The sequence below is a fragment of the Pseudomonas sp. S3E17 genome (assembly GCF_024168685.1).
Lineage (GTDB): Bacteria > Pseudomonadota > Gammaproteobacteria > Pseudomonadales > Pseudomonadaceae > Aquipseudomonas > Aquipseudomonas marginalis.
Genome location: NZ_JALJWE010000001.1, coordinates 1,400,096 through 1,419,038, shown reverse-complemented (window position 1 = coordinate 1,419,038; position 18,943 = coordinate 1,400,096). Strand labels below are relative to the sequence as shown.

Annotated in this window: 14 protein-coding genes and 1 pseudogene; 6 read left to right on the top strand and 9 right to left on the bottom strand. The window is 57.3% G+C overall.

Features of this window, described 5'->3' with window-relative positions; genetic code table 11:
* Window positions 1-7 precede the first annotated feature (7 nt).
* A complete protein-coding gene (locus tag J3D60_RS05990) occupies window positions 8-1,357 on the top strand; it encodes an MFS transporter (RefSeq protein ID WP_253490404.1) in 1,350 nt (449 codons plus the stop codon).
* Window positions 1,354-3,006 (top strand): N,N-dimethylformamidase beta subunit family domain-containing protein, encoded by a 1,653-nt coding sequence (locus tag J3D60_RS05985; protein ID WP_253490402.1) that lies wholly within the window; start codon window positions 1,354-1,356, stop codon window positions 3,004-3,006. Before J3D60_RS05990 ends, J3D60_RS05985 begins: the two co-directional genes overlap by 4 nt.
* 315 nt (window positions 3,007-3,321) lie before the next feature.
* Here J3D60_RS05985 and tcuB read toward each other — a convergent pair whose 3' ends face one another.
* The 3 genes from tcuB to J3D60_RS05970 form a co-directional block, all read right to left on the bottom strand.
* Window positions 3,322-4,479 (bottom strand): tricarballylate utilization 4Fe-4S protein TcuB, encoded by a 1,158-nt coding sequence (gene tcuB, locus J3D60_RS05980; RefSeq protein ID WP_253490400.1) that lies wholly within the window; start codon window positions 4,477-4,479, stop codon window positions 3,322-3,324.
* Window positions 4,466-5,920, bottom strand: coding sequence for an FAD-dependent tricarballylate dehydrogenase TcuA (gene tcuA / locus J3D60_RS05975; protein WP_253490399.1), 1,455 nt, complete (start codon window positions 5,918-5,920; stop codon window positions 4,466-4,468). Before tcuA ends, tcuB begins: the two co-directional genes overlap by 14 nt.
* Before the next feature lie 123 nt (window positions 5,921-6,043).
* Window positions 6,044-6,994, bottom strand: a complete 951-nt coding sequence (locus J3D60_RS05970; protein ID WP_253490398.1) for a LysR substrate-binding domain-containing protein — start codon at window positions 6,992-6,994, stop codon at window positions 6,044-6,046.
* Between the two features lie 652 nt (window positions 6,995-7,646).
* Here J3D60_RS05970 and J3D60_RS05965 point away from each other — a divergent pair.
* Window positions 7,647-8,042 (top strand): annotated as a pseudogene (locus J3D60_RS05965) (TrbI/VirB10 family protein); the annotation flags it as partial.
* Window positions 8,043-8,051: 9 nt separating this feature from the next.
* Entirely contained in the window at window positions 8,052-8,273 is a 222-nt protein-coding gene (locus tag J3D60_RS05960) for a DUF2274 domain-containing protein (RefSeq protein WP_226526092.1), read from the top strand.
* Window positions 8,274-8,395: 122 nt separating this feature from the next.
* Here the strand turns inward: J3D60_RS05960 and J3D60_RS05955 are convergent, their stop codons facing one another.
* From J3D60_RS05955 to J3D60_RS05940, 4 genes are all read right to left on the bottom strand, one after another.
* Complete coding sequence (locus tag J3D60_RS05955; protein WP_226524858.1) at window positions 8,396-8,914, bottom strand: hypothetical protein; 519 nt, start codon at window positions 8,912-8,914, stop codon at window positions 8,396-8,398.
* 270 nt (window positions 8,915-9,184) lie between these two features.
* Window positions 9,185-9,421: a GIY-YIG nuclease family protein gene (locus J3D60_RS05950; RefSeq protein ID WP_253490397.1), complete on the bottom strand. Its 237-nt coding sequence runs from the start codon at window positions 9,419-9,421 to the stop codon at window positions 9,185-9,187.
* 18 nt (window positions 9,422-9,439) lie between these two features.
* Window positions 9,440-10,363, bottom strand: a complete 924-nt coding sequence (locus tag J3D60_RS05945; protein ID WP_226524856.1) for a phage exclusion protein Lit family protein — start codon at window positions 10,361-10,363, stop codon at window positions 9,440-9,442.
* On the bottom strand, window positions 10,353-11,789 hold the full coding sequence (locus J3D60_RS05940; RefSeq protein ID WP_226524855.1) for a hypothetical protein: 1,437 nt from the start codon (window positions 11,787-11,789) through the stop codon (window positions 10,353-10,355). The genes J3D60_RS05945 and J3D60_RS05940 overlap by 11 nt, the downstream gene beginning before the upstream one ends.
* Before the next feature lie 246 nt (window positions 11,790-12,035).
* Here J3D60_RS05940 and J3D60_RS05935 point away from each other — a divergent pair, with 246 nt between their 5' ends.
* Window positions 12,036-13,127, top strand: a complete 1,092-nt coding sequence (locus J3D60_RS05935) for a DUF3800 domain-containing protein (protein WP_253490396.1) — start codon at window positions 12,036-12,038, stop codon at window positions 13,125-13,127.
* Between the two features lie 72 nt (window positions 13,128-13,199).
* On the opposite strand, the gene J3D60_RS05930 is transcribed toward J3D60_RS05935, so the two are convergent.
* Together J3D60_RS05930 and J3D60_RS05925 are read right to left on the bottom strand one after the other, a co-directional pair.
* Window positions 13,200-14,801 (bottom strand): hypothetical protein, encoded by a 1,602-nt coding sequence (locus tag J3D60_RS05930; RefSeq protein ID WP_253490395.1) that lies wholly within the window; start codon window positions 14,799-14,801, stop codon window positions 13,200-13,202.
* Window positions 14,802-14,954: 153 nt separating this feature from the next.
* Window positions 14,955-17,960, bottom strand: a complete 3,006-nt coding sequence (locus tag J3D60_RS05925; protein ID WP_226524852.1) for a TrlF family AAA-like ATPase — start codon at window positions 17,958-17,960, stop codon at window positions 14,955-14,957.
* Window positions 17,961-18,537: 577 nt separating this feature from the next.
* Between J3D60_RS05925 and J3D60_RS05920 the strand changes: the two genes are divergently transcribed.
* Entirely contained in the window at window positions 18,538-18,933 is a 396-nt protein-coding gene (locus J3D60_RS05920; protein ID WP_226524851.1) for a hypothetical protein, read from the top strand.
* The last annotated feature ends 10 nt before the right edge of the window (window positions 18,934-18,943 follow it).

Genomic DNA, 18,943 nt, shown 5'->3' with positions numbered 1-18,943 from the left:
ATACCCCATGAACAATACGACGTCTCACCAAGGACGCCTCAAATCGTTGCGCGCGGCCGGTATCGGCAACGCGCTCGAATGGTTCGACTGGACCCTGTACGCCACCTTTTCGGTGTACCTGGCAAGCAACCTGTTCGACAAGACCGATGCGCGCTCGGCGATGCTCGCGACCCTTGCGGTGTTTGCGGTTGGCTTTGTCGCACGCCCTGTCGGCGGCTGGTTGTTTGGCCGGCTGAGCGACCGACTGGGGCGCCGGACCATCATGGTGCTCACCATGCTGCTGCTTGCGATCAGCAGCCTGGGCATCGCGCTTATCCCTGACTACCAGAGTATTGGCCTGTATGCATCGGTCGCGCTGCTGTTTTTCCGGCTGATGCAGGGGCTCGCCCATGGTGGCGAGACAGGGGTTTCCTATACCTATGTCGCCGAGATCGCCCCAAGCAAGCACCGTGGCTTATGGTCCAGTTCCGTGTATGTGGGGGTGACGCTGGGCGTGATGGCGGCAACGGCCGTGGCGGCAGTTCTGACTTGGCTGCTGGGGGCGCAGGCCATGGGTGACTACGGCTGGAGGATTGGCTTCGCCATCGGTGGAGTACTCGGTATTTATGCGCTGTTTTTGCGCCGTGGCGCCCAGGAGTCTCATGTATTTGTAGAGCAGCAGGGTCTGGTGCGGCCGCCGCGCAAGCTGTCCAAGGGCGAAATGCTACGCGTGGCGCGCAACATCGTCATGCTTGCAGCGGCCGCCAATGTCACTTACTACGCGTGGGTCACGTTCGGCGCCTCGACGGCGATTGCCCAGGGCATGGACGCCACGGGGGCCTATGTGGCCAGCCTTCTCGCGCAGCTCCTCTGTGTGTGCTGGTTGCCAGTCTGCGGGATGGTGTCCGATCGGGTAGGGCGCCGGCCCATGGTCATCACCTGGGGCCTGGGCGTGATCGTGCTGACCTATCCCCTTTCGATAATGGTGACCACTGAGCCCTGGACGCTGTTCCTGGCCCAGGTGCTGGGGCTGGGCGCCTGGTCGCTGATCGCGGCGATTTTCCCTGCTGTGCTGTCCGAGCAGGTGCCGACCCAGGCAAGGGCACAGGGCGTCGGTTTGGTCTCGTCGGTTTCAGTGGCGATCTTTGGCGGCACCGCCCCTTATCTACACAACTATCTCAGCGGCGCCGACCTTGGCTATCTGTACGTCAGCTATGTGATCGGGTTGGGCGTCGTCACTGTGCTGGCAGGGTTTCTTATCGACGAAACAGCGGGCATCGACCTTGCGCACATCAAGGCGCCTGGCGCTCGAGTCAGCGTAAATACATTGGCTGGTCGAGCTGCAGAATCAGCCGATCAAAGGAGTACGACTCAATGAATTCCACAGACCTCAAAAACACCGCTGCGCGAGGTGAGCGCCCGGGCGCCAACGTGACCGTCAGCCAGACTTCGGGCCCACGTCAGGCCGCACGCGAGACCTGGGTCGAAGTTCCTTGCGAGTCGGGCCCGGCGGCCGCCTGGTGCTACTCGGACCGTCGCTCCTATAGCCCGGGTGATTCGGTTTGCCTGTATCTGTCGTCGAACCGCCCGCACGTGCGGCTGCGGATCTATCGTGATGGCGCCATCGCCCGCACGCTGCATACCACCGACAGCCTTGACGCTCGATTCCACCCCATACCCGAACGTGCCTACGAGCATGGCTGCCAATGGCCTGTCTTCATGCAATGGTCAATTCCGGCGGATGCCGAGCAGGGTGGCTACATAGTGGAAGTGCGGGACGGCGACGACAGCGTCCTCGGGCATCATCTGTTTATCGTCAAGGCGCTGTGCAAGCGTGCCGATGCGTTGGTGCTCGTCGCGGCCACCTCGACGTGGGCCGCTTATAACGACTGGGGCGGCGCCAATCATTACTTTGGCATTCACCCCGGCACGCCACGTGGCCGCTCGCCGTTGCTGTCGGCGCAGCGCCCCTGGGCGCGAGGGCAGGTGTGGCTGCCGGCCGATGCGCCACGTTGCGTCAACGCGACCCGGCCCCGCAAGCCAGGGCCGGCGCGCTATGAGTTCATCGAATGGGCCTCCCTTAACGGCTACGCCAAGTACTACGCGCTGGCGGGGTGGGCTTCCTTCGAGAGACCTTTTGTGGTCTGGGCCGAGCAGCAAGGTTATACGGTGCATATCCTGACCCAGGACGATTTGCATCACGACCCCCACGCGCTTGAGGGCTACGCCTGCGCCGTCTTCATCGGGCACGACGAGTACTGGACGCGGGAAATGCGTGACCATGTCGACGCCTTTGTCGAGGAGGGCGGCAAGGTCGCGCGCTTCGCCGGCAATTTCATGTGGCAGATTCGCCTGGAGGATGAAGGCCGGCGGCAGGTGGCCTACAAGTACGATGCCGGTGCGCTCGATCCTGTGGCCGCTACCGAGCCTCATCGGCTAACGGGGGCCTGGGAAGATCCGAGGGTGAATCACCCCGGGGCAACGACGTTCGGGGTGAATGCTCTGCGGGGGATTTACGCCAGCTTTGGAGGCATGGCGCCGCGCAGCCCGCGCGGGTACACAGTCTTCAGGCCCAAGCACTGGGCGTTCATGGGGACGGGCCTCGGCTACGCGGATATGTTCGCGGACGAAGCCAACCTCTTCGGCTATGAGGTGGATGGCCTGGAATACACCTTCGTCGACGGCCTCCCGGAACCGCTCTACACAGACGGGGCGCCCTGCGGATTGCAAATTCTCGCCATGGGCTGGGCGGCCAATGCCGAGCATGGCCGGTCCGAGGATGCCTATTCATTCATGCTCGGCGATGGCGATGCGCGGTTTCGTGCTTCCGTACTGGCGCCGGACCTCAGCGACGCCAGCATCGATATGCATAGCCGCGGGGCCGGCATGGTGGTGCACTTCCACAAAGGTCGAGGCGAGGTGTTTACCGCCGCCACCTGCGAATGGGTGCATGGGCTCATGCAGGCAGACATCTACACCGTGATGATCACCAACAATGTGCTTGAGCGTTTCCTGCGCAATACGTAACTATTGAGAGCTAGGTCTGCCGCGTGCTTGACCACCGTTGGCGCCGTTGACCTGCCGATGTTTGGAACGACCGTCAATGCCTGTCAGTCTATCTAGACCTACTCATTTTGACTCACCGGGTTGTTGCCGGCGGCTGCAGCTCACTCAGCGGTGTATTTACTGAGACCTTACATTTATCGTCCCCCACCGCCAGGCCGCCGGCATCGTTGGCTTCAGCTGCTACGAACATGGGTGAGAAACTCGAGAGTTTTCAATTTCGTCTCCTTGCATTAGTTATTTCTGTGAAAAAACGAGTTCTAATCGTGAAGGCCGGATTCAATCGCTCCCGGCGTTGATAGGATTTGGTTGGCGTTTCTCGATTGAGAACTTAAGCAGCGCCGCACATCGAAAAATCCCATGGGCGAATTTGCTGTAAGGCATCGTCAGGAAGAAGGCCATAACGAATCCTAAGTGGATCGCCAGCAGCAGCGGCATGGCTGGAAACTCCCGCCAGGCTAGCAACGCCAGACCGCTAAGGCTGACCAGAAACAGCAGGGCTATGAAACCACGGTCCATGGGCCTTTGGTTCGCATCGCCGTGTTCGGGATCACGCCGGAAGTTCAACCACAACAAGCCTGCAGGACCCACCAACAACCCGACGCCGCCTAGTACGCCGAGAATCACTGGAAGGCTGAAGAGAGGGTAGGGTGCGGACCAGTTGAGGAAGTAGTGGAAAAGCGTGGCCACACAAGTGGCTGCAAAGCACAACAGAAAGCCATAGAACGTCAAGTGGTGGAAGCGACGTCGCCAGAGCGTGAATTTGTCATCGGCGTTGCTGCACCCCTCACCATGACCGCCGTCCAGGTACTTGAGCTTAGCGACATTGGCTGTCGCCTCGATGGCTGCCGATGCCTTCAGGGAAGTAGGAACTTGGGCGGGTGACACATTTTTCCAGAAACGCCTCACGCCAATCCCTAACGCCAATATGGAGAAACCAAACACGGCGCCAAACATCAATGCAAGGGTGTTATGAGGGAAAATGCCGTAGAAATTACCGCCCGGCATTTCACGGAACAGGTTGCCCATGATGGCCAGCGTCAGACACAAAAACAGCGCCAGGCCAATACCCGAGGCTACAGCGAGGGTCAGCCCATTACGCTGATAAAGCTGGCCAAATGGTCTAGGCCATGCGTATTCCCCATAGGTATCGACCCTCACCTTGGCCATGGCTTTTGGAACATTGACCGCAAACTCGTGCGGGGCTGCGTACTGACAAGAATGCAAGCATGCGCCGCAGTTGTGACACAAGTTGGCCAAGTAATGGATGTCTGCTTGCCCGAACGCCAGTCGGCGCGTCATGGCTGGAAAAACTGCGCAAAACCCTTCGCAATAACGGCACGAGTTGCAAATGGTCATTTGTCGCTGAACTTCAGTCTCATCGACATTTAGAACCGGAATCAACGGGTTGGCAGTTTTGGGATCATAAAGCTGCATATCGAGATCCCCCTGTCTCTGATTTGGAAGCAATGTCTGCGCTGGCTGCGGCTTGGATCCCGGCAACGCGACCGAAAGCAGTGCCGATGGCCATGCCAATCCCGGCTGTGTAACCTTTTCCCAGTACGTTCCCGGCCATCATCTCCCCTGCGACGAACAAGTTGGGGCTAGGCTTGCCGTTGAAATGAACGGCAGAGGTTTCGTCAGTCGCCAGTCCCAAGTATGTGAACGTAACCCCCGGCTTGAGCGGATATGCATAGAAAGGGGGGTTAACTAGAGGGCGCGCCCAGTGAGTCTTCGCAGGGGTTAGGCCCTCAGTGTGGCAGTCATCGAGCGCCGTATGATCGAATGTCCCTGCCTGGCATGCCTGATTGAAATCTTCCACCGTCTTAACGAAGGTCTCGACGGGCAGGTTTAGTTTCCGGGCAAGCTCTGCCAGTGTGTTAGCGGTGGTGCCTGGAAACACAGGTGGCATGAATCTGCCTATAGCTTGCTGGTCGATGATTGAATACGCTTGCTGACCGGGCTGCCCTGCGACCAGTCGACCCCAGATGGCATAACGTTTGGGCCAGAAATCCTCGCCTTCATCGTAGAAGCGCTCACCTTCCCGATTGACTACGACCCCAAGAGACACACAGTCGATACGGGTGCATATCCCTCCATCGTAGAGAGGAGCCCGCGCATCAATCGCAACCATGTTGGCTTGAGTCGGGTCACCGATGACATCCGCGCCCAGCGCTATCATGCGTTTAAGTAGCACTCCGGTATTGAAACGCGTGCCGCGAATCAAAAAGTTATCGGAGGGCCATTCACCCCGTTCGTTCTGGCCCCAGGCTTCTCGCAACCATTCACGGTTGGATTCAAAACCGCCAGCAGCGAGCACACAGGACTTGGCCTCGATCCGTTCAGCCGGCAGATGCTCGTCATCCACCACGCGTTCAGGGAGATGTGCAGCAATGAACTTTCCGTCCTTGAGCTCGATATCGGTGACCTGGGCGTTATAGCGAATCTGAACGCCTATTCGCTCAGCGCTTCGGAAATAAGCATTGACCAAGGCTTTGCCACCGCCCATGAAAAAGGCATTTGTCCTTGCAACATGGAGAGCGCCGGAGAGCGGCGCCTGGAAGTGAACGCCGTGGGAGCGCATCCAGTCTCGGCAGTTGGAAGATGCAAGGATCGTGATTCGGGCAAGTTTTTCATTCGTGATCCCGCCGGTGACCTTCAGCAAATCCTGCCAGTACTCTTCCTCTGGGTAGGCGTCTACTAGAACGTCTTGCGGCGCATCATGCATACACCGAAGGTTACGTGTGTGCTGCGAATTGCCACCCCGCCAAATCTTGGGCGAGCCTTCCAGAAGCATGACGCTCGCACCAGCCTCCCGCGCCATCAGCGCAGCGCATAAGGCGGCATTACCCCCTCCGATGACTAACACATCAATCATTGTTATTTTCCTCGACTCGACTCTACAACCGGCTGGAGCACGGTGCTCCTTGTGAGTGAGCGAAGCTTAATGCGAGGTCTGAGTGGTCGAAAGAACGTGCTAGCAGCAGGGCCTTTACTTTTACTAAAGGCCTACCTGATGGAGAGCCTCTGGCAGTTGAAGGCTTGCCCCCGGCCAAAGGTGCATATTCACTAGCTCACGGCTGACCTCAAGAAGAACGACGCGCGTGGCTAACGCAGCAGGGGACAGCTCGTCGTCCGAAAGGCTGGCTAGGAAGTTGCGGCGCCCCACGTGGTCGTCAGAGATTTCGACCATGCGAAGTTCTGCATCCCCTAAGCGAGCGGCGGCGGCACCTGGCTGTATTGTCGCCGCATGTCCAGCTTTGACTGCTTGCATCAGCGTCGCTAGCCCATCGATCTCCATCACGATGTGAGGGACGGTCTCACTGCGCTCAAACGCCGTGATTATGCTAGTGCGTAATCCGTGCTGTGCACTGGGCATAACCAACGGTACATGCCCGAGTTGATCAATTTGCACGGTATCGCCTTCAGGGATATCAAGCAGAGTCGGGACTGCTATGACAAACAGCTTTTCGTCGAGCAACGGAGTGACGTGCCATCGCCTTCCGGCATCGGCTTGGAACACAACCGCCAGATCTAACTGCCGAGCGTTAAGCTGGCTCGCGAGATGGCCGGATAACATCTCCACTAAGTGCAGCTGAATGTCAGGGTAGCGGGTGCGCATGCGCTCGATCAGAGGCAACGCCAGAACGCTGGCCGTAGTGGGTGGCAGGCCCACACTGACGTATCCGCTCATGCGACCTCGCTGAGCGGCATGTACCGCATTACCTATCTGCCTTACCGCAAGTTGCGCATGGTGAAGAAACGCCATGCCGGCGCTGGTCGGTGTCACGCCAGTGGTCGTGCGATTGAGTAACCGAGTACTCAGTTCATTTTCCAGCTTACTGACTTGCTGGCTTAAGGCAGAAACCCCCAGGCCAAGCTGAGCAGCAGCCCGGCTCAAGCTTCTGTGTTCGGCAATCTTAAGAAAGTATTGAAGCTGTCTGAGCTCCATCAGGAGAGTTCCTTCGATAGGTCGTTTTGCTGCTCGACCTGGGTTAGGTTGAACGTCCTTTCGCGGGGCTGATGGACGATTGAGGCTTGGTTAGGACAGCGTTTTATTCACGTGTACAGGCTTTGTGAATCGTCGGCGTAACCTGGCGTTAAAGGCTTTCAGGATCGCCAAAGAACATTTTGACTCCGCTCTAACACGGTATTTACAACCAGAAAAAAACTAATTATGCCCCCAATTGTGCCCCCATTCGAACCGGGTGCGCGAGCGATCGAGAATGGCGATTTCTGATGCGGAGCATGATGGACTTCCACGGTTTTCAGTGTACGCCAGTCGGCTTGTTCGGAGCATGCCTGATGATTGGTTGCCCAGGGCAGGGCATCAAGCGCACTTTAGGACCGTACAGCGTCCTTGCGCATCTATCATTTTCAACTTGATCGCTGCTCGGCAAACCCAGGCGGCTGGTCTACGTGAGCCGTAGCTAGGCGAGCTGTGCGTCGCGCTCGTGACAGTGCTGGCACCGGCTACGAATGCCGCGACAGTCATGCCGGTTGAGTGGGAATGAATCAGGCCATGCTCGGACTACGGCTCGTCACGCGGATGGCCACGGCCTTGGTGATCGTGCCTTCTGACTCGCTACATTCCGAGTTGGTCGAGCCGCGTGCAGATGGTATGGAGTCGCATCATTTTGCCGGACACTTCTTCGCTCGCGCTCGACAACCTAGCGGTCACTGATCCGGCTGGTTACGCTGGCCTTGAGGATGGTGTCGATTGGCACTGGGATCGTATCTTTGCAGGTGCCGCGTTGACGACATTGCTGGGTGTTGGCGCGGAGTTGGCCGCACTGGAGAATCGCCAAAACGGTGATCGCGTCATCGTCGCAGGGCGTGACAGCATGCAGGACAGCGTGAATGAGGTCGGGCAGGAGATGACCCGACGCAACCTCAGCATCCAGCCAACGCTGACTGAGCGTCCCGGATTGCCGGTCCGCGTCATCGTCAATCGCGATCTGATTCTGAGGCCGTATCAGCCTCTGTTCTTCGATCGGGGGGATATCAAGATGACCACATCGCGCAAGCTGCGGCTGGGGCCGCTCCCCAAGACCGAGAGCGTCAAGCTGACCATCATGTGCCCAGCGAGATTGAAAGCCGACTTGGACCGCTATGCGGCATTATACGGTCAAGCGTATGGCGAGACCGTCGATGCGGCGACTCTCATTCCGTACATGCTGGAGGCCTTTATGGCAGGGGACAGGGGATTTAAGAAGGGCGACCCGAAATAGCCGCGTAGGCCACACTAGGCTTACGGTTCCCCATTGCGCATTCGGGAATTCTGAAGCCTGGATCGAGCGCGAGGGACCGGTTCAACTTGGCTAGGGAACGGTCTTCAAGGGCGGCTGGACTGTTAGCCGAGCCGGCCATGGCGTTCGAGTATTCGCATCAAAACGCTGTTCGCATGACTGAAGTTCTCGCGCTGATCGCGAAGCTCATAGGCCCATTTTTCGCCGTGGAAGAGATTGTTGCGTAGGCGCCAGACGATCATCAGGAGAGCTAACATTCGGTCGCGTGGGGTGTCGTTCACCCCTTCAACAACCTCCTGAACGAGACCAAGGTGGTCTGAGGGCCGGAGTTTCAAGTGCGGGAAATGGTGAGTCAATTCACCGTCGGCATAGTAACGATTCCGAAAATAGGCAAGCTCCCCCTCGTAGAGCTCAGCTCCTAGCGTTCCGTCCAAAGTCCAGGCATCGATTCGATCGCGGATGCGATCAGTCCGGGCGTGGTTCTCCATGATCTGTGCCTCGAAAAGACTCCAAAGAAAGGCGAAGTCGAATATGACGCGGCGATCAAGATCTGGTAGGCGCCGAAAGCCGGGGGCTCGGGCTTCAAGCCATTGTTCACTTGCACTAAGTTCCTTGTCAGTCATGGCTCAGTCGTCCAAGTCTTCGTTGCGTGGGTCCAAGTCCGAAAAGTCCGTTAGCGTGTCGCAGTTCAGACAGTGGTACATCTGTGATGCATCTTGAAAGTGCATGCCGCACAGGCAGCCGCAGTAGGGGCAACATTCATAGATCTCAAGGTCGCCCCATTCCCATACCCCAAGATACTCCGGCACAGCGTCACGGTCATAGCCAATGACCTGGAACGCATCAGCGTTCTTGGCGACAAATCCGTCTAGGCCAGCGCGCATGAGAATGGGCTAGATCTCTGCAGGCTCGATTGCGAACCACTCGCCGCGCACATGGGTCGACTCGAAATGCTGATGAAGCTGGCGTTCAAGCTGAAAGGCATCGGCTACTTCGATCCATCCAAGCAGTTTCAGATCAAGAGGGTTACCAGTCTGGAGATTGCGCTTACGCTCCTCGATGTTCTTCGCGACCCCGATCTTGATAGGAGAGCATCCGTTTTCATCTTCACCAATGAAATAGACCGGCATCTTATTTCCCCTAGGCCTTCAACCGAGCCGGTCGAGCAGCATTTCGACCATTTCTTTGTTCGAGTAGGCGACAATGTCGAGCGGACGGTTTTCCTGCCGCATTAGCGCGATTAGGACACAGGCCGTGAAGGCCCAGAATGATGAATCGGCTGGCAAAGTGTAGCCACGGATCATTGCTGTCAGCCGTTCGTTGATCGGTGGGTATTCGCTATCGCCCCAACGTGCATGGGGCGGCGTCATCGCATGAACGACAACGGCGGCGAGCGTGATGCCCATCGCGCGCTTGTTCTGGACCTGGGCGAAATCGTGTCCGTGTACCTTCGCATAGGCGGCGAGCTCGCTTGTCATGAAAGTTCGGGCATAGGTGTCGCAGGCGATTTCCTCTTCAGGTCGCGTAGAGGGCGCGCGTTTATCGGCGCAGAACATTACGTGCTGGAATTCGTGTAGCAGGGCGAAGGCCAAGGCGAGCGCAACAAGGTCGAATGCCGCCATGTGCTGAATGTTGCCCAGGCCATCACGGTCGGCGCTCGGCAGGGGGATGTCCATCGGCCAGGATACGTCTGAGGTCTGTTCGGCTGTGATGAGCGACTGGGCGGCGGCGATGCGCTGCTTGTAGTCGAATTCATATTGGCCGCGTTCTTCATCGACACTGAGGGCTTGGTCGAGCGGTAACCCGTTGGATGTCGCGACAACTAAGGCTGGTGCGTACACTTCGATGGCCCGCCACGAGCTGAAACCAAGTAGCCAGAACAAGTCGATCGTCTTAGTGTCGAACTGGATACGTTTCTCGTTGGCATTCATCGTCACGCCCTTTTTACTTGGCGCGATCTCGACGGCATGGCCGTATTGGCTCCAAAGACCGCTTATTTCATCGGCTCGCTCGGGCACGGCGCCGCGGAGGAGATGTAGGATGATCGTCCGGTCAGATGGCTCATTCGTCATTGTCGTTGTCTATTCTGTGCTCGTGGGGGGCAGGTGGTTGGCGACGGTCACGCGGCTTGCTCGTCACAGCGGGTTTGCCGTCCATCTGTAGATGAGTGACCGATGAGATGACTGAGTTCGCCCAAATCGTGCTGCATTCGATGTCGCCATCGCGTTCAAACCAGTGGGTCGCGCCGGGGATGAGATCAAACGGGATGGGATGTGTTGCCAATGGGTTGTGAAACACTTCCAGTTCCTGACACCAAGCTTCGCCCCACGGCCAGAGTGCTTGGTATTCGGCACTGTCGACGGCAAGGTTGAAATCGATAGGCTCTAGTGCGCCCGGAGTTCGGTCGAAGAGAATGCCGCGCCTGATCATCGTCAGCCCGGGCGGTCGCCATCCTGCCAAGAAACCCATGCGGTTGAATTTGGCAAGCGTTGCAGAATTACTGAAGATGACGGCCGAGAGGTGTGCGAAATTTGGGTCGCGGAAGAGCCCAGCAGGAATGCTGTGTTGGCCCGTCAGATTTGAGATCGGCACTCCAATCGAGCGACGATCAGTGCCATCTCCGGTGACGTCCGCGCGTAAGCCGTAAAGGTAGGTGGGAAGAGCCTCGCGGCTCCAAACCATGGAGCCGAAATCATGGAAGTCGGCGATCGCTAAGGCGAACGGCTGTCCTTTTACATGGCCCAGTTCATGATAGTTACGCTGGAGCTTGCCGCGCAGCGTCTTTGCGAATCGTTCTGCCGGGTTGCCTGTGAGCCGTTCAATGCGATCCTTTGGGGCATGAACCCATTTCCCTATGCCGCCGGCGCGTGGAAGCTCGGAGTTTGCTGTAACTGCCTCAATCCAGCATGCGTTACCTTCCTTCTCGATCAAGAAGTCGGGAGAGACATGGTCTTGTCGGACGTTCAAACCCTGCTCACGAAAGCAGCTGAAAAGGTAGAGCTCGAACAGACGGGACGCGAAGTTGTTGGTTTGAAAATCTGAGGCGAAATTGGCGTCGGGGTTGGGAAGCGCGAGGTAGCATTCGCCGACCGCCATGAGCGCCGGCAGATGGTTGATCGTGGTTGTCAGCAGCTGGAACTCTGGAGAAGTCCCACGCGGCCCCGGTTTCAGCAAATGCGGGCGACGCCTGACTCCTGGCGGCAATGGTTCCGGTGGATCACTGGCACGCATAGCGACGGTGAGTCGCTCTAGTGCAGCCTCGGGTGTGGAGTAGGGCCCGCTTTCATCTACTTTGATCCAACAGTGGTCGATGCGGCGGCGCATGGCCAGATATGTGAAAGCTCCTGTGTCCGGATCAAGAAGAATGCAGCCGGTTACGCCACCAGTTCCGGCCTGATAGGCACTGAAAATATGCGCGGGGTCGAAATTGGGACCGTGTTCGAGCGACAGGGCATAGAGCTCGAATTGGCGCTGGCTGATTGGGGAGATTTCTAGCATTGGCAGCGCACCGACCTCATGGTCAAAGACAGTTGAATCAACGGATCAGCAGGCACTTTGGCGCACTTTGATCAAAGAGTCGTTCTTCCCTGCAACGGGACATTGACGTTCTGCAGAGGTGGCAGGAAGACACCCAAAGCCGCCAGCTCAAAGGAAGGCGCAGACGCGCCCGATCCTTAACACTAGGTCGAGCGCGCGTTCAGAATGCGCTATATATCTAAAGGCGAATCATTTTAGGGACAGAAAATGACCACCGTCTATATTGATGAAAGCGGCCACAGCGGGGACATGATCAACAGCGGCAATGCTTACGACTTCAAGGGCCAGCCCTACTTCGCCCTGGCCGGCATTGGTCTTGAGGACGGTCATGACTGGGACGATCGCATCAATGAGCTGCGAAGCCGTCACCGCATTTCTGCCGGCGAACTCAAGTCTAAGTCGCTGACAGCCAAGCCAAGATTTTCGGCCGAAGTCATCCATGGATTGCTTGATCAGCGCGCTCCGCTTTTCATCGAGGTGGTCGACAAGCGTTTTTTTATCTGCACCAGCATCACCTCGTTCCAACTCTTGCCAGCATGCCTTGGCTATACCGAGTCGGTAAAGCTCCACTTCATCAAGAACACGGTGGCAGACTTCCTGTACTTTCACGCGTCCGAACGCGTCCTCGATACATTGGTCGCCTCGTGCCTGGCGCCGGGTGACACGACGCTCCGCGCCTCATTCGCCGTGCTGCGCGACATGGCTACAGATCTGGGCTACACCGGATCGGCCATGCAAATCGCGGAAGGCATTGCCCACATGGTGCAGGAGGCTGAAGCCGAATACGGCGAGCAACGTGATAACGGTAGCGAGGCTTGGTCGCGGTTTCTTCCGCCCCCCGATCTCAACAAACATGCGAAACAGGTCTGGATGTTGCCGAACCTGACGTCATTTACGAGTATCTATGCCAGGATGAATCGCTATTACAGCAAGCGCTTGGCCGGCATCCGCTTGGTACACGACCAGCAATTGGAGGTGGAGAACATTCTGCGCCTGGGAAAAATGACGGCCGAAAACCTGAGCCGCTCCGTGGATCTGCCCTACACCCCGCAGTCTGACTACCGGTTCGAGGAAGAAGCCAGCATCGAGTTTGCGCAATCGCATGAGGCCATCGGCGTGCAGCTGGCCGACATCGTTGCGGGCACCGTGATGCGCTACTTTCGCGACACGGACGCCAGCACACCCGTGTCGAGCGAACTGCGCGAGGCCATGATGCGACTCATTGACGAGGGCGATGAGCGAAGAGGCTATGGCCTCAATCAAGTAGTAGCTACAGCCAACGTCCGACATGCCGAATGAGTGATTCAACTCTGGTGTCATCCACCATCACGGCCCACCCCCGTGCGGCGGACACCTGAGCGCAGTAGAGGGTCAAGGCAGGGAGGCATCCAGCGCTGTTTCGAAGGCAGATGCGTTGCCCCTCAGAACGTGATCTAAACTTCCGAATACATTCCGAAGCTCTTGCCGGTAGGCGACCTTCGTTGGCAAGTTGGCCCCCTGGATCACGGCGGTCAGGAATGACGCCGCAACATCTGCCATCTTCGGATCGCTCTGGAGTTGCACATGGCTGCGAATGGCGACTTCTAGCAGATACGTCTTGAAGGAAGCAGATAGCTTCTCACTCGGAATGATGTCTTGCAGCATTGCGCCAAGCACCTTAGTAGCTTCTTTGGAGATGTAGTGGCGATCAAAATTACCGGCAGAAAGCGTTGCCTGCGGGATTTCAGAGTCATCCATCCGCGCGCACTGCTCAGCCCAATCCGTGGCGATGCTGACGAGGCGATAGAGGATGTAGTGAAAGGGCGTCGGCCACTCCTGATAGGCATCTTCGTCGGGTGGCCCGGACATTTGCTTGAGGATCTTTTCGGCGAAGTCGTCAAAGTAGTGCAGCCACATATGGTCTTGGAGTCCCTGATGGATGCCTTCGTGCACCATGATCTCAAAGAGCGTGATGCCGGAATTGATTGGACAGCGAAACCGCCCACTCTGCTGGTAGGAGCCCAGCGGCTGGTTAAGCTTCTCGGCCAAATTCCGGTCTTCATCCAAGCGGCGGCATACTGAGTCACCTATTGCCGCCTCCAAGCCGTTCTTCACCGCCATGGCTGCATCAGCGAAGAAAAAGCGAAGTAACCGATTGCTTTCCGGCAGATACAAGCGGCTTCCACCATTTAGATTTTGATTGTTTTTCAGCTCGACATAGAGACGGCTTCCCGGCGCGTCCAGCAATGCTTCGATGTAATGCGCTATGAAGTCGGAGCGTATTGCTTCGTCAGTCTTCAGCAGTTTTAGGCAGAAATGTGGGTGCGCCTGTGCCAAGTGAACGATCAAGTCAGGTGAGGTGAGCAGATTCAACAGGATCTCCCGGGCATGTAGGCTGGCCTGGTCTCGCTCCGCGCATCTTGATTTCAATGTTTGAAACACGCGGCGCCACTGTTTGCGCCAGGCTGAAGGGGACTTAGGGGCTTCCCCACGCAGGAGCGCAGCCAGTTCACTCTTGGAATTGCCCCGGTTTTCGATCCAGCACACCAGCCAAGACTGTTGCTGGGTCAGGGAAATGAGTGTCGGCAGTTGGGGTTCGACCAGCAGCACCAGCTCGTCGTAGCGTTTCGTCAGGTGCAGATTTTCGATCAGCTCACGAAAGACGTGAACTCGCCCTCGGGCCAGTGTCGGAAAGCGTGTTCGCCAAAAGAAGTAGAGCGCCACCGAGAGCAGCAGCAGATACACCGCACTGGAACTGTCGAGCCCCCATTTCCAAGGCCCCAAGCTGTAGTACAGCCCAAGTTGCACCAAGGCCGGGGCGAACACCAAGTAGTGGACAAGACAAAGCACTGACCCACCCACGACCCAATCCACCCAGGTCGTGCAGAAGCGAAGCCGGAGTCGGTTAGTGGGAGAGATGAGCGCCCACACCGCGGCGATGACTCCCAATATGGTGAGCAGGCCCGTAGTGTCTATAGGAGCGGAGGCCGTCATTGGAGCTGTTGCATCCTTCCGTTGGTCGATGGGATCACACCCAGGTGCAATTTGCGTCCATACCGGTGCGCAGCATCAAGGTGAGGAAAACCGATGTTTGTTCCGAAACATCGGACAATCAATCTACGCATCGAGAGCTCAATGCCGCAGCCGTTAGCGATCCAGCCTAACCCTCAATCGACGTGCGCGTTCGCGGAAGGCCTCTTCGCCGCCCTCCAGAATGTCGCAAACCGCCTTGCGAATAGCAGTGTTCTCAAGGCCGCCAGAAGTGTATTTGAATGGGGGCAAACCACCAGCAGGATGCGGACCGGCGTCGGCGACAATGATTTGGTCCGCATCGGTGTTGATGACGAGGTTGGCATTGTGCGTGACCATGATTACCTGGCGTTTGGCCTTGGCCGCGATAAACAGGGCGACCAACTCCTCGAACACAGATTTGGGGTCCAAGTTCTCCTCTGGCTGATCGATGATGAGTGGCCGATCGTCAGCATCGTCCAGTGCCAAGTAGAGAAGGAGAAGTACGATTCCCCGCGTTCCAGGCGACAGTTTGCGGATATCCATTCCGTCATAGACTATTTCGTATCGCACCGAGATGTGATCGGTGGCGAAAAGCCAGTGCGCGAACTGCTTCAACCAGCCACGAAACTCTGCTTGTTGATTCTGGCCAAAGGGGGCCTGGCTCAGAAGGTCGCGCATGTATAGCGAAATGAAGTTCGCCATCGCTGCCTGTACGTCGGCAGCCGACCCTGTTTCCCATGCTGATCGTAGGGTTGTGTCCGCCAGAGCGATTAGTGCACCGCGTCCTTGGAATGGCCCGGCCTTCCGTCGGTCGAGAAGGTCTTCTTCAGCCACAGCTCCCCAGGTGGCAACGTCGACGACGCGGCGAACCGAGAACCCGAGCTTGCGAAGTGTGCCGGTGGACGCATTCAAGCGCGCCATCAGCGGTCCATAAAGATCGGAGAGCGAATTCTGCTCATTGATGATCGCCTGAAATACTCGGCCATAAGCCTCATCGCGCTCGCTTTGGAGTTCCTTACGACGCGCGCCAGCTCCTTGAGCGTCGGCTAGGCGTGATTGAAGGGTAATGAGCGCTGCGTTCTCTTGGGCGATGCGCTTTGACAGGGTGGAGTACTGACCGCGAATGATATTGTCGGCGCTTAGTAGGACCTCCAGCCGGGCCATTTCAGCCAACAGCGTATTGAGGGTTAATTTGGAGAGGTCAGTAGTATCTGGGAAGAGCGGCGTGTTCGGGTCGCTGGTTGGAGTGGCCGGAATGGCCGGACCTGTGAGCGCTGCGATTTGCTGATCGGACCATGTGACATAGCTGGTCAAACTCGTATCGACATCGCCTTTATAGATCAGCAGGAATTCATCCCATTGCTCCTGACTGAGGCCGCTGAGAACATGCCGCTCCTTGGCTTGGCGAAGCAGCTCGGGGGCCTTGGTATTGCGAGTGCTGACGACCTCATCCTGCAGGGCAACGAATGTCCGGCGCTGATTTCCGTAGGCCTGGATCGTGCCGCGCAGCGTCTGCACGGCCTGTCCGAGCTGGGTGTGGCGAATGGCCTGCGCCTCAGTTCCCTTTACGACAAGCTTGGCGAGATCTTCGTTGTAACTCTTGATCTGGCCGGTCTTTTGCGTGACTTGCAGCGCTAGGCCTGTGACAGCAGCTTCCTTTTCAATCTCCGTGGCAATGCGCTCGGATAAATCGGCGATTGCCTCAGCCTCCCGTTCTCTGGCCTGCTGGAAACGGGCGGTGCGAAAATCCCTTAATTCGGCAAAGTCGATAGCGCCGTCAAGATCATCGTGCGGGTGGGCATCAAAGATCACACGCTCTATCTCCGCAATAAGTCCATCGGAGACGCCAGCAGAGGAGCAAAGCTCCTCTACGAATTGCTGCGACAAGTAGCGCGCTCGGGGAAAGGCTAAATGACCGTTTGCATCGCGACCGTCGAGGAAGCGTGTGACTGAAGCACCTCCACCCCATGTCAGCGTCGCAGTCGCGTGGCCAAGCAACTGGCGGGCACGGACGAGAAATGACGGGCTGATATTTGCGCTCGCACTCCAAGTGCCTGGCGTGATTGCGTCACAGCCGGCGGCAATCATGTCAGCAAGCGCGGTCTTGCCTGAGCCGCGCGGGCCTATGATTGCGACGAGCCCAGGATTAACTGGTATGTCCGGAGTTGCTGCCCAACTGGCATCTCCAATAGTTATGTTCGAGATAACTTGGGAAGGCATGGCCGTGGACGGCGATTCGCTGCCGACATAAGCCCGACCTTCGGGGTCGATACAAGCCTGGCGGAGGGCATCGAACTCTAGACCACCCTTGATCCACGAATAACGCTCTTCAACCGGCTGGCCTACGGTTTTCTGGTCGTGGGCGTCGCTGCCGTGGAGGCAGGGCTTGCAACCGCCATATCGCTCCTTCAGTTGGTCGAGCGTCACGCCCTTACGACCAGACCAGAACTCGCGCTGTGCCGTACTACTTGAGAAGATGATGTGGGCGAACTTTTCGATCTCCTGACGCATGGTTGCGTCTGCGGCTTGGCGCAACCCCGACGTTCCGTCGCCCGTCGCGCCTGCGACCGCGATGAGGATGTTGGTCTTCGCCCAATCGCTCTCTCGCATAACGCGGCGAAGCTGGTCAAAATTTACCTTGAATTGCGTGGCACCGTGCGAAAGCGCCGCACGATCATCGAGAATGCTAGTGTCGGCTTTTTTCCCGAGCGAAATCAGATCTTGGCGGGTGCAGTTGAAGGTATCGCCATGCGCCTGGAACTGAAGGCGCTGAAGGATGCGGTGCAGTTCTGCGATGTGGTTCGGGTCTTCAGGACTGACTAGGAGATGCAAATTGACGAAGCCAGACTTTGCAGCGACATCTAAACGCAATTCGACATTGGGAAAAATGAGCTGCACATCTTGTAAACGGCCAGCCGCCTTTTGCCTTAGCACCTCTTCGTAAGTGTCAGTAAGGTAATAGTCAGTCACCGCCAGCGCCTCAATTTTCGGCGCGACTGTCTCAAGTTTTTTGAGGTAGACATCCCAAGGGGAGTCGCTGCCAAACTGATTATTTAGGACAGTTCCCGGCGCATGGATGTGCGGTTCCCAGCGACGCCATTCAGACCCACGACCAATCACTTGCTCATCCTTGGCGGCCATAGACCGTCCTTGTGACCATCTTTGAAGACCTGCTCAGCGTGACCGAAGCAGACGTATTTCTAACACTTTATAAGATTTCTGATGGGATGAGCACTTAGCTAGGCACAGCAATGCCGGCTCTCCAAGAACTAAGCCGATCTTCTGGAAGGAGGGATGAGGTATTCGTACTTCGCTTCCCGATGAAAATCAGTAGTTCTAGGCCTCGCTTACGGTGCTCCAGAATGAGGAGGTCGGTACGTCCCTTGAGCTGTCCCTCCATGTGGGGGGTGTCGTCCTCAAGCATATCAACGTCTGGGTTCTGTCGGGCGTTTTCCGCGCCGTTACAAATAGCCAAACGGATTCATGTTCTCATGGCGATGTTTATCGGCTGCCCCAGATCCTAAATCCTGATGGCTTTTGTTGCTAGCAGATTGCTATGAATCTGGTATTGTCCGGGCATTGTCGCCTTTCGCGACTCGCCGGCACAGGAGACGCCAGCTTGGGAGCTCTGCAGAAATCGTCGCCCTTTCTATCGAGATTTGCGACGCCTAGAACAGGAGAGGACAGTATCCCGGGCTTCTATTCCCCGGAGCTCCAGATGTGGGCCGTTGAGGCTCCTGATGGAGTAGTTCCAATCATCGCTGACGGGGCGCTGAATGAGCTGATGACCAAGACCAAGGTCAACGCTGAGCAGGATGACGAGGCGTGCTGGCAGGTCGAGCTGTTGACCAAAACCTACCAGAGAGTCGAAAGCGATGACGACGATCCCAGTCCTTACCGAGGCCAATCGGCTGATTCAGGCTCCCCGCATCGATTCGACTCGAGCAATCACCTGCTGCAGCTGGTTACCAAAACCGATGCGGCGACTGAGCGCGATGATCAATGCAGTGCCAATCACATCCTGGAGCTGATCACCAAGACTAATGTCGAGCTGGAGCGGGACGACAATGGTGATCCTACCTTTGGGCTAGATGCTCGTTACTACACGGACTGAACTGGAAGCG